Raw genomic sequence first — 14,527 nt, 5'->3', positions numbered from 1 at the left:
GAAGTTCTGCGTAGTCGTTGTTACGGCGTCATGCGTTGATCTGGCCGGCCTGCACGATGCGCAGGTCCGGGGCGAGTTCCTGGTACGACAGCACCGGCAGTTCGAAGAAATCGACTTCCATCAGCTTGCGCAGGTGACGGCGCACGTCGAGCGAGCACAGCAGCACCGGGTGCACGCCCTCGGGCTGGCGCGCGAGCTGGCCGCGCACCTCGTTGCCCAGCCGCGCGGCCAGTTCCGGCGAGATCGCCAGCTGGCTGGCGCCGCCGGCCACGCGCACCGACTGGCGCAGCTTGTCCTCGAGCTCGGGATGGATCAGCAGCACGTGCAGGGTGCGGTCGGCGTCGGCGTAGCGGTCGGCGATCTCGCGCTTCAATGCCACCCGCACGTACTCGGTCAGCAGCACCACGTCCTTCTCGCGGCCGCCGACGTCGGTGATCGCCTCGAACGCGTCGCGCAGGTTGCGCACCGGCACGCCTTCCTCGGCCAGCCGCCGCAGCACGTCGGCCACGCGCTGCGGCGCGACCACGCGCAGCATCTCCTTGACCAGGTCTGGATAGTCGCGCTGCATCTTGCCGAACAGGTTGGCGGTTTCCTGGATACCGATGAAACCGCCCATGCGGCGCTTCAGCGAGCTGCGCAGGTGGTCGCTGACCACGTCGATCGGCCTGGGCGTGCCGTCGTTGGCCGCGTCGGCCCATTCGCCGTCGAGGGCGGGGAAGAAGCCGGGCAGCTTCGGTGCCGCTTCCATGCCCGCGCGCGCGGGGCGGAAGTGGGCGTCGCCGCGCATGCGCCCGGACGCGATGCGCGCGCCGTGCGCGGTGAGGCGGTATTCGCCTTCGCCCAATGCGCTGGTCACGCGCACCTGCGGCACCGGGATCGGCACGCCGTATTCCTCGCGCATGCCCTGCGCAAGCCCGGCGACGCGGCGGCGGGTCTCGGCCTCGTCGCCGAGCAGGGCCGCGAGAGACGGCGCGATTTCCAATTGCAGCGGTGCAGGCGGCGCCAAATCGTCGGCATCGGCCGGCTTGCGCGACTCGACCATCTCCTGGTCCTGCACCCGGAATGCACGCCGCAGCACGTCGAACTGGTGGCGGTAACGCCACGCGCTCATCGTCAGCATCGCGACGCCGAGCACGGCGAACACGATCTTCGGGAAGCCAGGCACCAGGGTCATCAGCAGCGCCAGCAGGCCGGTGATCAGCAGCACCCGCGGCTGCCCCGAGATCTGCCGGGTGATCGCATCGCCCAAGTGCTTGTCGTCTTCCTCGCCGGCGGTGCGGGTGACCACCAGGCCGGCGGCGATGGTCGCCAGGATCGCCGGGATCTGCGAGACCAGGCCGTCGCCGATGGTGAGGATGGAATAGGTGTGGGTGGCCTCGCCCAGCGGCATGCCGTGCTGCAGCACGCCCACCGCCAGGCCGCCGAGCAGGTTGATGATGATGATGACGATGCCGGCGATGGCGTCGCCCTTGACGAACTTCATCGCGCCATCGAGCGAGCCGTGCAGCTGGCTTTCCACTTCAAGGTGCCGGCGCTTGCGCCGCGCCTCGTCCTTGTCGATCAGGCCCGAGCGCAGGTCGGAATCGATCGACAGCTGCTTGCCGGGCATCGCGTCGAGGGTGAAGCGGGCGGCGACCTCGGCGACGCGCTCGGCGCCCTTGGCCACGACGATGAACTGCACCACGGTGATGATCAGGAACACCACCAGGCCGACCACCAGGTTGCCGCCGGCAACCATCGTGCCGAAGGTCTCGACGATGTGGCCGCCCTCGGCGTTGAGCAGGATCGAGCGGGTGATCGCGATCGACAGCGCGAGCCGGAACAGCGTGGTCAGCAGCAGGACGCTGGGGAAGCTGGAGAACGCCACCGGCGTGGGGATGTAGATCGCCAGCAGCAGCAGGCCGAAGCCGATCGAGATGTTGACCGCCACCAGCGCGTCGATCGCCATGACCGGCAGCGGCAGGATCATCACGCTGATGATGGTGACCGCGGCGAACGCCAGCACGACGTCGCTGTAGCCGGCGCGCTGGCGCGGTGCGTTACCGGCAGGCGCGGCGAGGAGCGACCCGATCAGCGCGCGCACGCCACGCCACCATTCGTGGGCGCATGCAGCGCGTTTGCCTGCAGGCGAGGCGATGTCCGTGCCACGCCGCGGGCGGGACACCGGACGAGTCCGTATGGCCTGCCGCCAGGCGTGGGGTGCTCATGAAAGATGATCCGGACCTGCCGCATTTGCCCCTGACCTCATGCGTCACTTTGTGGCAAATTACGATACCTTCCGGAATTGCACAAGGCGTAATGGCGATGCTCAAAGCGGCGTCATCCCGGCTTCCCGGATTCAGGCAGATGAATGCAAGTCCTTGTAATGAATCGGTAATTCAGCGCTCACGGCAAGTTAACGCGGGGACGCTATATGACGGGGGTCGAGCTCGCCGGCGGTCTGCGATATCGGGGCGGGTTCAATGTCCGATTGTTCCAAATTCGTGATCAATGTCACCGTTTGAGCCCCCACTCCGACCGCGAACAGACGACCGGAGCGGGACTTCACCACCACGATCCGCTCCCGGGACCCCACCGGCAGGATCTGCAGGATCGTCAGCGGCGCGTCCTGCCCGGTGAGGCCAAAACGGCGGCGGACGAAGTACAGCACGGCAACCAGGGCAATGATGACCAAGGCCAACGGCAGCAGGATCCCCAGGACTTCACCGGCAATCGAGCCCGGCGCCGCGGGCTGCGCGGCGTCCGGCGCGGCGAGGACGGCCAGCGGTGCGCAGGCCAGCAGGATGCCGAGGCAGGCGGAAAGGAGTGTCGGGCGATGGAAGGTCATGGCATTCCGGAAAGGCGGCGGGAGGTGCCGCCGGGTCGCCGGTTACCGTAGCAGCCGGGCCGCGCCGGGCAACAGCGGCCCGCGCGCGGCGGCGATGACGACGGCGCGGGCCGCGTGAGTCCGGCGCGCGCCAAGGCGGCCAAGGCCGGGCCGGAAGCCGGCAGGCGGCCGGGGCCCGCCCCGTCCGCACCCGGCGCAGGCACGCCCGGTGCGCTCTCCCTGCTCGAAGCCGTGCCCTTCGCCTGCGCGGCCTACGCCCGCGACGACGGCGCGCTGGTGGCGGCCAACCGGCGCTTCGACGAAGAATTCGCCGCGCTGCCCGAACACCGCCAGCGCGACCGGCTGCTGGCGCTGCTGCGCGACGGCGCGCTCGACGACGCCGAGCCGGCCGAGGTGCGCGCACCGCACAGCGGCCGCTGGTATGCGCTGCACTGGGGCGAGGCCGAACACGACGGCCGCGCGCTCGCGCTGCTGACCGCGATCGACATCAGCGAACGCATCGAAGCGCTCGACTCGCACAAGTCGCAGCAGGAGAAGCTGCTGTTCACCTCGCGGATGATGTCGGTGGGCGAGATGGCCGCGACGCTGGCGCACGAGCTCAACCAGCCGCTGGCGGCGATCGTCAACTACCTCAACGGCTCGCTGCGCCTGGTCGACCAGGCCGGCGGGCCGGCGCAGGTCGAGCGCGCGCTGCAGGCCGCGCGCACCCAGGCCGAGCACGCCGCGGCGGTGATTTCGCGGGTGCGCGAATTCGTCCGCGCGCGCGAGCCGCGCCGCGACGCCCAGGACGTACACGCGATGGCCGCGACCGTGCTCGAACTGCTGCGGCTGGAGGCCGAGCGCCAGCAGCTGCGCATCGACACCGCGCTCAGCCCGTCGCTGCCGCCGGTGTACGCCGACCGGGTGATGGTGGAGCAGGTGCTGCTGAACCTGGTCAAGAACGCGATCGAGGCCATGCGCGGCATTCCCGTGGCCCAGCGCGAACTGCGCGTGGAAGGCCGGGTGAACCTCGACGGCGAAGTCGAGATCCGGGTCTGCGACCGCGGCACCGGGCTCAGCTCGGCCGAGCAGGACCAGCTGTTCTCGCCCTTCTTCACCACCAAGAACGACGGACTCGGGATCGGCCTGGCGATCTGCCGTTCGATCATCGAGTACCACAAGGGGCGGCTTTTCTTCGAACCGCGCGAGGGCGGCGGCAGCGTGTTCGGCTTCACCCTGCCGCATTACGAGGAGAGGGCCCATTGACGTGATGGGCATCAACCGGTCCGGGGGAGGCTGATCCATGGGCGAGGCACGGGTGTACCTGGTCGACGACAACGCGGGGTTCCGCGATTCCACCGCGTGGCTGCTGGAAACCTCGGGCTTCGAGGCGATTCCGTTCGCATCGGGGCCGGAGTTCATCGAGGCTTACGGCAGCGATCGCCACGGCGCCGAGCCCGAGTGCCTGGTGTCCGACATGCGCATGCCGGAGATGAGCGGGCTGCAGCTGCAGGACGAACTGCATCGCCGCGGCATCGTGCTGCCGCTGGTGTTCGTCACCGCGCACGGCGACGTGCCGCTGGCGGTGGAGGCGATGCGCAAGGGCGCGGCCAACTTCCTCGAAAAACCCTTCAGCGAGGACGCGCTGGTGGATGCGATCCGTGCCGCGCTGTCCAGCGCGCGCAACCACGGCGCGGTCGGCGCGGTGGGCGAATCGCTGGCCAGGCTGAGCCCGCGCGAGCGCCAGGTGCTGGACCTGGTGATCGCCAGCAAGCCCAACAAGATCATCGCCGACATCCTCGGCATCAGCATCAAGACCGTCGAACTGCACCGTGCCAACATGATGAGCAAACTCGGGGTGCGCTCGCTGCCCGAACTGATGAAGGTAGCCCTGGGACATGCCTGACAGCGCAACAAGCAAGCCCAAGACAAGCGCGCGCAAGCCGGCGGCCCGCGCGCCGCGCGCCGCGCCCGTCCGCGACCTGCGCGAATGCATCCCGCAGGTTGCGCCCGCGCAGGCCGAGGCGCTGCGCGGGCTGTTCGCCGCGCCGCGGCACTGGCCGCTGGGGGATGGCGCGGCGCTGCATTTCACCCCGGGCGTCGCACCGGCGGCGGACGAAACCTTTTGCGTCGACGCCGAAGGCACGCGGCTGCAGCTGCGGCTGGACACCACCGACGCGGGACAGGCCGGACCCACCGGCCTGCACTGGAGCGACTATCACGGCCGCGCGCGCCTGCTGGCCTGGAGCCTGGCCCACGAACGCGCGCTGATGCGCCTGAGCGAACTGCTCGGCACTTCGCTGCTGCCGCAGGAAGCGGCCGACGGCGACAGCGCCGACGACGACGCGGTGTGGCTCGCATTCGCCACCGACCCGCACCGGGACGCGCACGCGGAACCACTGGGCGGCGCGATCCGGTTCCCGGTGCACTGGTTGCCGCGCCTGCAGGCCCGCGCCGAACCGGTCTACGAAGACGACCCGCTGCCGCGGCTCGACGCGCTGCGCGACCTGCCGGTGCCGATCCTGGTCGGCTTCGACGGCCCGCGTCTGCCGCTGGCCGACTGGCAGGGCCTGCGGCCGGGCGACGTCGTGCTGATCGGCAACGGCAGCCTGCCGCCGCTGCAGGCGCGCACGACGCAACTGGCGTGGCCGCTGGTGGCCGCACCCGACGGCTGGCGGATCGCCGCCGCCGCGCAACCGCGACTTTATCCCCTGGAGCCTTCCACGATGAACGACGAATTCCCCAACGGCGCCACCGGCGACGGCGTGGACAACGAGACCGGTGGCGAAGATGCCATCGCGCGCAACCTGCCGGTGCAGCTGGCCTTCGACATCGGCCGGGTCGAGATCGGCATCGGCGACCTGGCCGCGCTGCAGCCGGGCTACGTGTTCGCGCTGCCGGCGCAGTTGCAGGGCGCCAACGTCACCATCCGCGCCAACGGCCGCAAAACCGGCCGCGGCGAGGTTGTGGCGGTCGGCGACACCCTCGGCGTGCGCCTGCTGGCCTGGGAATGAATCACGGCGGCGGCACCGGGGTGCGCCGCACGCAGCCGCTCGCATGCGTGGCTGCGTACGCTGCGCGGGTCGGCAGCGCGCACTAGCAATCTGGCAACACAACGCAACAGACAGGGGCTTGCATGGATTTCAACACCCTAGACCCGGCACTGGTCCTGCTTACCGTCGTCAGCCTCGCGCTGGCGCCGTTCGTGGCGGTGATGGTGACGTCATTCACCAAGATCGTGGTGGTGCTGAGCCTGCTGCGCAACGCGCTGGGCCTGCAGCAGGTGCCTCCGAACGTGGTCATCAACGGCCTGGCGATCGTGCTGTCGATCTACGTGATGTACCCGGTGATCCTCGACACGCAGGCGGCGATCGAGGCGCGCAAGAACGGCCAGCCGCCGCCGGTGCCCTCGCTGCTCGCCAAGCCCGCACCGCGCGCGTCAACGCCGGCGGCGACCACGCCGCCACCGGCTACCTCGCCCGCCGCGGCCGACGGCGAGGCCGCGGCGCTGGCGGCGGCCGCACGTGCCGGCGAGCGCGGCCCGTCCTTCGCCAACGTGCGCGACGGTCGCGACGAGGCCCCGCCCACCCCGACCGCCGCCGAGAATGCCGCGGCCGGGGAAGCCGCCGCGCTCGAGCCGCTGCCCGAGAAGGGCGTGGCGCGGATGCTCGGGCTGGCCAACGCCGGCAAGGAGCCGCTGCGCGCGTTCCTGCTGCAGCACTCGAACAACGCCGAGCGCGCGTTCTTCCTGCGCAGCGCGCAGCGGCTGCTGCCGCCGGCGCAGCGCGACCAGATCACCGCCGACCACTTCCTCGTCGTGGTGCCTGCGTTCACCGTCAGCGAGCTCACCGCGGCGTTCCAGATCGGCTTCCTGATCTTCCTGCCGTTCCTGGTCATCGACATGGTGGTGGCCAACATCCTGCTGGCGCTCGGCATGATGATGCTGTCGCCCACCACCATCTCGCTGCCGTTCAAGCTGCTGCTGTTCGTGCTGATCGACGGCTGGGCCAAGCTGGTGCACGGCCTCGTGCTGACCTACGGCAGCTGAGGAGGACGCGATGAACGAGGTGATCGAACTCACCAAGCAGGCCCTGTGGCTGACCCTGATCCTGTCCGGGCCGCCGGTGGGCGCGGCGGCGCTGGTGGGCCTGCTGGTGGCCTTCCTGCAGGCGGCCACCCAGCTGCAGGAGCAGACGTTCGCCTACGCGCTGAAGTTCCTTGCCATCGTGGTGACGCTGTTCATCACCGCGGCGCTGATCGGCGGCACGCTGTACACCTTCGCCGACCGGATCTTCGTCGACTTCCCCGGCCTGGTCCGGCACTAGCGCGGGCTGCCGCTGCCGATGCAGTTCGAGCAATTCCTCGGCAACCCGCTGCTCGCGCTGGGCCTGACCCTGCCACGCATCGCGGGGGCCTTCATCATGCTGCCGCTGCTGACCCAGCAGAACATGCCGGCGATGGTGCGCAACAGCTTTCTGGTGAGCCTGGCGATCGTGGCGCTGCCGGTGGCGCTGGCGGGATTGCCGGACACCAGCCTGGAGATGTCGGTGATGGCGCCGATCGTGCTCAAGGAGCTGTTCATCGGCATCGCCATCGGCTTCGTGTTCGGCATCGTGTTCTGGGCGATCGGCGCGGCCGGCAACATCCTCGACACCCAGATCGGCATGAGCATGGCGTCGATCTTCGACCCGATCCAGGGACACCAGACGTCCCTGCACGGGCAGTTCCTGTCGCAGCTTGCAGCGTGGCTGTTCATGGCCAGCGGCGCGTTCCTGGTGTTCCTCGACCTGCTGCTGACCAGCTACTCGGTGTGGCCGGTGATGTCGTTCTTCCCGGCGATCCAGATCAGCGGCATGCACCTGTTCGTCGGACAGTTCAGCTACCTGATGACCGCCGCGCTGCTGCTGGCGGCACCGGCGGTGGTGATCATGCTGATCATCGACCTGTCGTTCGGCCTGGTGAACCGCTACGCGCCGTCGCTCAACGTGTTCGCGCTGACCCTGCCGATCAAGGCCTGGCTGGCCACCGCGATCATCCTGCTGATGCTCGGTTCGCTGATGGAGTTCATCATCCAGCGCCTCGGCGACAGCCGGGGGTTCCTTGATGTGCTGCAGCGGGTGTTCACTCCCTAGCCGCGGGCTGCGGCGCGGCTACGCGGGCGGCCCGCCCTCGTCACCTCCGCTTCCGCTCCCGTCGCCGATCTCGCGGCGCATGCCCTCGGCCCAGTGCAGGACTTCGGCCACGGCGTCGAAGAACTCGCTGCCGATGTAGTTGTCCAGCTCGACCTTCTCGTTGAGGCCGCGCGCCAGCTGCACGTTCTGCAGGATCGGCACGCCGGCTTCCTCGGCGGTCTTCCTGATCAATGCGGCAACGCCGTCCTCGCCCTTGGCGACCACCACCGGCAGGTCGTCGACGCCGTGTTCGTACTGCAGCGCGATCGCGATGTGGGTTGGATTGGTCACGACGACGTTCGATCCCCGGACGGCACTGAGCATGTTCTGCTGCGACCACTCCTGGTGCAACTGCCGGCGGCGCGACTTGATGTAGGGGTCGCCCTCGTTCTCCTTGACCTCCTGGCGGATGTCGCGCCGGCTCATGCGCAGCTGCTTGGTGTAGGAGAACTTCTGGTACCAAGCGTCGAGGACCGAGACGAAGAAGAACACGAAGATCGTCCAGATGCCGATGCGCAGCAGCGCGTACCACACGGCCGAACCGATCGCCGCCGGCGGCGACGACGGCAGCCGCAGCAACGCCGGCAGCATGCCCCACAGCACGAAGCCGCCGATGAAGATCAGCGCGGCGCTCTTGATGACCGACTTCACCAGCTCGACCAGGTTGTCCATCGAGAACATCTTCTTGATGCCCTCGACCGGGTTCATCTTGTCGAGCTTGGGGGTGATCTTCTTGATCGTGACCAACGGCCCGACCTGCAGGAATTCCACCAGCACGCCGAGGAACAGCGCCAGCGCGAGCAGCGGCAGCGACAGCCACAGCAGGGTGTCGAACGCCATCCGGCCGACTTCCTGCATGCTGACGTCGAACGGCCGGCCCACCGCGCCCAGGCTGGCATCGAACAGCTCGCGCATCTTGCGGTACATGAAGCCCATCATCAGCCAGCCGCCGACCAGCCAGCCGAGCACCAGCACCGTGCTGGTGAGCTCCTTGCTCTTGGCGACGTTGCCTTCCTTGCGCGCGTCCTTGATCTTCTTCGGGGTCGGCTTCTCGGTCTTGTCGGCGCCCTTGTCCTTGTCTGCCATGCCGGCCTCTGCTGCAAACGGTGTGATGCGATGCGTGCGAGGGCAGGCTAGCATGGCGCCCGCGGACGCCCGGTCGGCGCCGAGACGGCGCGCCACGCGCCCGTGGCGTGGCCGGGTTTGCGGCTGAACGCAGGCCGTCATGACACTGTCATCTAGGGTTGCCCCCAGATGGCTGAACAGGCGCTTCGGGGCTATCTTCCCGCCATCGCCGCCAATGCGGCCCCCGCAGGTTCCAGCGCCTCCCCATGAGCACCATCGGCAGTTCCGATCCGCACCTGAACCGAGTCGGCCTCGACCGCCTCGACGGACAGGTGTCGCTGGAAGAACTGCGTGGTCGCGACCAGGGCACCGGCGCGGGGCAGGCCACGGGCCTCGAACAGCTTCGCGGAACCGCACCCGACGCCCGCACGCCCGGCACCGACGCCGGCGAGGACGTGCTCAACGCCGCCGCCTGGGATGGCGTGCCCGACGGGCTGCGCATGCTGGCCGGCGACCAGGGCTTCGAAGCACAGCTGGGCGCGATGGAACTGTCCAGCGCCGCCGACAGCGCCGCCGACGCCATCCTCTCGGCCATCGGCTGACCCGCGCAGCGAACCTGCTCGCCCGATCCGGGCGCCGCGCCTAGACTGGCGCGCATCGATTCCCCGCGCGATGCCATGAACGCCCACTCCCATCCGGTTCCCACGCCGACCGAGCTGCGCGCCGCCGCTGACCGGCTGGTGTCCGCACTGGCCGCGCACAGCGACCCCGAGTACCGCCTGACCGTGCTCAAGCGGCTGGTGCGGCGGCTGGGCGAGGACCGCTATCCGCTGTTCCTGCGCCTGTTGGGCGTGGTGGCGGAAAGCGACGACGCGCGCGCGCAGCGGCTGCTGGCCGAGACCTTCGGCACCGCGCTGCGGCGCATGGACATGCCCGGCGGCGCGCTGAGTTCCTGGGGCGCGGCGCGCCTGCCCGACAGCACCGGCCCGCTGGACGCGAGCGCGTTCTCCGGGCGCTTCTTCGGAGCCACCCCGCAGCGGCTGCTGGGGCCGGTGGAATACCTCACCGTCTGGCACCTGCAGCGCACCCAGCGCACCGCGCTGGGCGCCGCCACGTTCCGCACCGCGCTGTCGCGGATGATCGCCCTGCTCAACCGCAGCGACGATGCCCGCGCGCTGTATCCGCAGAAGCTCGCCGCGGACGCCCAAAACGAACTCGAGGGCGCCTACACCCGTGCCACCCGCGAGCGACTGGCGGCGATCGCAGCGGCGTGGAAGGCAGGTCGTTCGCCGGACGAGGTCGCCCAGGCCGCGCTCGACGCGCAGGCGACCGACACCCCCGCACACTGGGTGGTGCGCGACCTGTAGGCCGGGGCCACGCCCCGACGGCCGGTGATTCGGTTGATTCGGCCAGCCGGTGGTTCGGCCGGAAGCGGCGTGTTTCGGCCAGGGCCGTCGGGGGCGTAGCCCCGACCTACGTAGCTGCACTGGAAGCTCGCGGCTGCGATTCGCGCAAGCGCGCATCCGGTCACATCCGGGGAAGCTGAACTTGCGGCCTCCGGGACCCCCGGCCAAGATGCCGGTTGCCCTCTCCGGGACCGACACATGCGCCATCGTTGCTGGCTCCCGCTGCTGCTGGCTTGCCTCTGCGTCCTCGCGGCGGCCTGCCGCCCGGCGGCGGAAGCCCCCGCCGCGCCCGCCGCATCGGCGCCCGGCGCGGACAAGCCGGCGCAGGCCGTGCGCCTGCTCACCCGCCACCTCCGGGACAACGCGCTGGACGCCTACGCCCGCGATGCGGTCCCGCCCGATCTCCATGCCCGGCTCGAGACCGCCTGGCACGAAGGCCGCACCCGCTGGCCGCTGGACGAACTGCCGCTGGGCGAACACCTGCCCGGGATGCTGGCGGCGCTGGAAAAACCGGATGCGGAAGCGCGCTGGCGCAAGGTCTTCGACCGCCAGTTCGCGAACGCCGACCGCGAGATCGACTCCACCGCCGCGACCCTGGGCCTGTTCGGCGTCCAGTACGTCCAGAACGAAGGCGATTTCAGCGAATCCGAGCGCGACCACTACACCCAGATCGTCGCCGCGATGAGTCGCTGGGCGCAGGCGGCGCCACTGGCCGATCCCGGCCGCGCGCATGCCGCCCTGCCGCGCCTGGTGGCTGCGGCGCGCCAGACCGGGCTGGCCTCCGCGGCCGATTTCGCCCGCTTCGGCATGGACGACAGCCTGCGCCGGATGACGCCGTTTTCCGCGGCGGTCAAGCAATCCCTGGCCAGCTATGGGCTGGACCTGGACGCCAGCCTCGCCGCGCTGGACGCCAGCCTGCAGTCGCAGACCGGCGATACCGCGAAGGTGCGCATGCGCTACCAGCTGGGCGGGGAGCCGATCGACACCGTGGTTCAGGTCGAGCGCCACGACGGCCGCTGGTACCTGAGCGACGTACTGCGCCACGCCCGCGCGGCGCTGGAACGGCCAGCCAGCGCCACGGCGGCCCCGGCAGCCGCGCCTGCACCGGCCAGGCCGCGCCCGGCGACGGCAAGGCAACCGCCTTCGGCATAATGCCGGCGATGCCCACCCAGCCGAACCTGTTCGACCCCGACCCGAAGCCGTCCGGCAGCGCCGACGACGCCCCGCAGGGCGAATCCGCGCGCCCGGAGGCCACGCCCGCGCCGGCAACCGACGCCCCAGCCGGGCCGATGCCGTCCGGCAACGAGGTCCGCGCCGACGACGCGTTCGCGGCCGCGCAGCCCGCCGGCGACATCGACGACGACGCGCCGGGCCGGCAGCCTTCACTGCTGGGCGATGAGCCGCCTCCGGCGGTGGTCCAGCTGCGCGAACGCCGGCCGCTGTGGGCGCAGGTGCTCGGCCGCCTGCTGCGGCCGTGGATCACCCTGCGGATCGAGCCGCAGGCGCCGCAGCAGTTCGTCGACCGGCGGCCGGTGTGCTACGTGCTCGAGGATTACGGCCTGTCGAACGCGCTGATCCTCGACCGCGCCTGCCGCGAGCACGGCATGCCGTCGCCGCTGCGGCCGCTGCCCGGCGACCCGCTGGGCCGCAAACGCGCCTACGTGGCGCTGTCGCGGCGCAGCGCAGGCAGCACGCTCAACTACCTGGCCTCGGCCGGCAAGCCGGCCCCGGCCAAGACCCATTCCGAATCGCTGGCGCGGCTGCTCGAGGCGCATCGCAAGGATCCGGCGCTGGACGTGCAGCTGGTGCCGGTATCGATCTTCGTCGGCCAGGCGCCGGACCGCGCCAGCGGCTGGTTCTCGGTGCTGTTCTCGGAAAACTGGGCGCTGGTCGGCCGCTTCCGCCGGCTGCTGGCGATCCTGCTCAACGGCCGCAACACCCTGGTGCGGTTCGCCGCGCCAGTGAACTTGCGCGCCAGCATCGACGAAGGGCTGCCGCCCGAGCGCACGGTGCGCAAGCTGTCGCGCGTGCTGCGCACGCACTTCAACCGCATCCGCGAGGCGATGATCGGGCCGGACCTGTCCACCCGCCGGCTGCTGATCGACAAGGTGCTGTCGGCTGAAACCGTCAAGGACGCGATCGCCGACCAGGCGCGCCGCGACAAGTCCACGCCCGCCGAGGCCTGGAAGAAGGCGCATGCCTTCGCCTACGAGATCGCCGCCGACTATTCGCACCCGGTGGTGCGCTCGGCCAGCTTCCTGCTGACCACGGTCTGGAACCGCATCTACCGCGGCGTGCTGGTGCACCACCTCGATCGCCTCAAGGCGGTTGCGCCCGGGCACGAGATCATCTACGTGCCCAGCCACCGCAGCCACATGGACTACCTGCTGCTGTCGTACCTGCTGTACGACCGCGGGATCGTGCCGCCGCACATCGTCGCCGGCATCAACCTCAACCTGCCGGTGATCGGCACGCTGCTGCGCAAGGGCGGCGCATTCTTCATCCGCCGCTCGATCCGCGGCAGCATGCTGTACTCGGCGGTGCTCAGCGAGTACGTCGCGCAGCTGGTCGCCGGCGGCTACTCGATCGAGTACTTCATCGAGGGCGGACGCTCGCGCACCGGTCGGCTGCTGCAGCCCAAGGGCGGGATGATCTCGATGACGGTGCGCGCGTTCCTGCGCCAGCCGTCGCGCCCGGTGCTGTTCCAGCCGGTCTACATCGGCTACGAGAAGCTGATGGAAGGCAGCAGCTACCTCGACGAGCTGACCGGCAAGCCCAAGGAAAAGGAATCGATCTGGTCGCTGCTGTGGGGCATCCCCAGGGTGCTGCGGCAGAACTACGGCCAGGTGGTGGTGAACTACGGCGAGCCGATCGCATTGGGCACGGTGCTCGCCGAACAGGCGCCGGAGTGGGACGGCAAGCCGGTGCCGGAAGAGGACAAGCCCGCGTGGCTGTCGTCGACCGTCGACAGCCTGGCACAGCGCATCCAGGTCAACATCAACCGCGCCGCAGACGTCAATCCGATCAACCTGCTGGCGCTCGCGCTGCTGTCGACGCCCAAGCACGCGATGGGCGAGCGCGACCTGCGCGCGCAGATCGCGCTGTCGAAGACGCTGCTGCACGACGTGCCGTACAGCGAACTGGTCACCGTGACCCCGCATTCGCCCGAGGACATCATCGCCCACGGCGAGGAGATCGGCGTGCTGCGCCGCATCGCGCATCCGCTCGGCGACGTGCTCAGCGTGGCCGATGAAGAAACCGCGGTGCTGCTGAGCTATTTCCGCAACAACGTGCTGCACCTGTTCACCGCGTCATCCTGGATCGCCTGCTGCTTCCAGCACAACCGGCGCATGGCGCGCGCGAACCTGCTGCAGATCGGCCGCAGCGTGTATCCGTTCCTGCAGGGCGAGCTGTTCCTGCCCTGGGACCAGGACAGTTTTGCCGAACGCCTCGACGCGACCATCGCGGTGTTCATCCGCGAGGGGCTGCTGGAAGAGGTCAGCCAGGACGACGGCGGCATCCTCGCGCGCAACGCCGGCCAGACCGACGAAGTGTTCCGCCTGCGCGCGCTCGGCCATCCGCTGCAGCAGGCCTTCGAGCGCTATTACATCGCGATCTCGGTGCTGGCCAAGAACGGGCCCGGCACGCTCGGCGCCGGCGAGCTGGAAAGCCTGTGCCAGCTGGCCGCGCAGCGATTGAGCCTGCTGTACGCACCGGCCGCGCCGGAGTTCTTCGACAAGACGCTGTTCCGCGGCTTCATCCAGAAACTGCGCGAGCTGGAACTGGTGTGGCTGGACGGCAACAGCAAGCTGGTGTTCGACCAGCGCCTGGTGACCTGGGCACGCGACGCCAAGGTGATCCTGGGGCGCGAGCTGCGCCACACCATCGAGAAGGTGAGCCCCGAAGCGGTGCGGGCAGAGGCGGTGGAAGAGGCCGCTCCGCCGCCGACGGCGTGACCGCAAGACCGCTTCGTCCTTTCCTCCTTCCCGTTCAAGCTAGCGAAGCGCGGATCTTGCGAGCCATCGGCCTCGCGCGCCGATGGACGCCGCGCAAGCGGATCGTTCTCACCCCATTGAAGG

At 69.8% G+C, this 14,527-nt stretch carries 13 protein-coding genes and 1 pseudogene; 11 read left to right on the top strand and 3 right to left on the bottom strand.

The window, feature by feature from the left end:
* Nucleotides 1-28: 28 nt before the first annotated feature.
* Both sctV and H570_RS16255 read right to left on the bottom strand, forming a co-directional pair.
* On the bottom strand, nucleotides 29-2,083 hold the full coding sequence (gene sctV / locus H570_RS0103595; RefSeq protein WP_211219069.1) for a type III secretion system export apparatus subunit SctV: 2,055 nt from the start codon (nucleotides 2,081-2,083) through the stop codon (nucleotides 29-31).
* 312 nt (nucleotides 2,084-2,395) lie between these two features.
* Nucleotides 2,396-2,827 (bottom strand): FliO/MopB family protein, encoded by a 432-nt coding sequence (locus H570_RS16255; RefSeq protein WP_036135016.1) that lies wholly within the window; start codon nucleotides 2,825-2,827, stop codon nucleotides 2,396-2,398.
* A 114-nt stretch (nucleotides 2,828-2,941) separates the two neighbouring features.
* Here H570_RS16255 and H570_RS16250 point away from each other — a divergent pair, with 114 nt between their 5' ends.
* The 7 genes and pseudogenes from H570_RS16250 to sctT all read left to right on the top strand — a co-directional run bounded on the left by H570_RS16250 (nucleotide 2,942) and on the right by sctT (nucleotide 7,938).
* Nucleotides 2,942-4,072 (top strand): sensor histidine kinase, encoded by a 1,131-nt coding sequence (locus tag H570_RS16250; RefSeq protein WP_051176085.1) that lies wholly within the window; start codon nucleotides 2,942-2,944, stop codon nucleotides 4,070-4,072.
* A gap of 37 nt (nucleotides 4,073-4,109) precedes the next feature.
* A complete protein-coding gene (locus H570_RS0103580) occupies nucleotides 4,110-4,712 on the top strand; it encodes a response regulator transcription factor (protein ID WP_027079546.1) in 603 nt (200 codons plus the stop codon).
* Nucleotides 4,705-5,820, top strand: a complete 1,116-nt coding sequence (gene sctQ / locus H570_RS0103575; RefSeq protein ID WP_027079545.1) for a type III secretion system cytoplasmic ring protein SctQ — start codon at nucleotides 4,705-4,707, stop codon at nucleotides 5,818-5,820. Before H570_RS0103580 ends, sctQ begins: the two co-directional genes overlap by 8 nt.
* 122 nt (nucleotides 5,821-5,942) lie before the next feature.
* A pseudogene (locus H570_RS19560) lies at nucleotides 5,943-6,191 on the top strand (EscR/YscR/HrcR family type III secretion system export apparatus protein); the annotation flags it as partial.
* A gap of 18 nt (nucleotides 6,192-6,209) precedes the next feature.
* A complete protein-coding gene (locus H570_RS19495; RefSeq protein WP_417472298.1) occupies nucleotides 6,210-6,854 on the top strand; it encodes an EscR/YscR/HrcR family type III secretion system export apparatus protein in 645 nt (214 codons plus the stop codon).
* Between the two features lie 10 nt (nucleotides 6,855-6,864).
* Nucleotides 6,865-7,131, top strand: coding sequence for a type III secretion system export apparatus subunit SctS (gene sctS / locus H570_RS0103565; RefSeq protein WP_027079543.1), 267 nt, complete (start codon nucleotides 6,865-6,867; stop codon nucleotides 7,129-7,131).
* Between the two features lie 18 nt (nucleotides 7,132-7,149).
* On the top strand, nucleotides 7,150-7,938 hold the full coding sequence (sctT, locus tag H570_RS16245; RefSeq protein ID WP_051176084.1) for a type III secretion system export apparatus subunit SctT: 789 nt from the start codon (nucleotides 7,150-7,152) through the stop codon (nucleotides 7,936-7,938).
* An 18-nt stretch (nucleotides 7,939-7,956) separates the two neighbouring features.
* Here sctT and sctU read toward each other — a convergent pair whose 3' ends face one another.
* Entirely contained in the window at nucleotides 7,957-9,063 is a 1,107-nt protein-coding gene (gene sctU, locus H570_RS16240; protein WP_051176083.1) for a type III secretion system export apparatus subunit SctU, read from the bottom strand.
* 245 nt (nucleotides 9,064-9,308) lie between these two features.
* Here sctU and H570_RS0103550 point away from each other — a divergent pair, with 245 nt between their 5' ends.
* From H570_RS0103550 to plsB, 4 genes are all read left to right on the top strand, one after another.
* A complete protein-coding gene (locus H570_RS0103550; RefSeq protein ID WP_027079542.1) occupies nucleotides 9,309-9,644 on the top strand; it encodes a hypothetical protein in 336 nt (111 codons plus the stop codon).
* Nucleotides 9,645-9,719: 75 nt separating this feature from the next.
* On the top strand, nucleotides 9,720-10,409 hold the full coding sequence (locus H570_RS0103545) for a hypothetical protein (protein WP_027079541.1): 690 nt from the start codon (nucleotides 9,720-9,722) through the stop codon (nucleotides 10,407-10,409).
* A gap of 237 nt (nucleotides 10,410-10,646) precedes the next feature.
* Nucleotides 10,647-11,600, top strand: coding sequence for a hypothetical protein (locus tag H570_RS0103540; protein WP_027079540.1), 954 nt, complete (start codon nucleotides 10,647-10,649; stop codon nucleotides 11,598-11,600).
* Between the two features lie 137 nt (nucleotides 11,601-11,737).
* Nucleotides 11,738-14,404 carry a glycerol-3-phosphate 1-O-acyltransferase PlsB gene (gene plsB, locus H570_RS16235; protein ID WP_084499784.1) on the top strand — a complete coding sequence of 889 codons (2,667 nt, stop codon included), beginning with the start codon at nucleotides 11,738-11,740 and terminating at the stop codon, nucleotides 14,402-14,404.
* The last annotated feature ends 123 nt before the right edge of the window (nucleotides 14,405-14,527 follow it).

It is taken from the genome of Luteimonas mephitis DSM 12574, assembly GCF_000422305.1.
GTDB lineage: Bacteria > Pseudomonadota > Gammaproteobacteria > Xanthomonadales > Xanthomonadaceae > Luteimonas > Luteimonas mephitis.
This window is presented reverse-complemented; position numbering and strand designations above follow the sequence as displayed.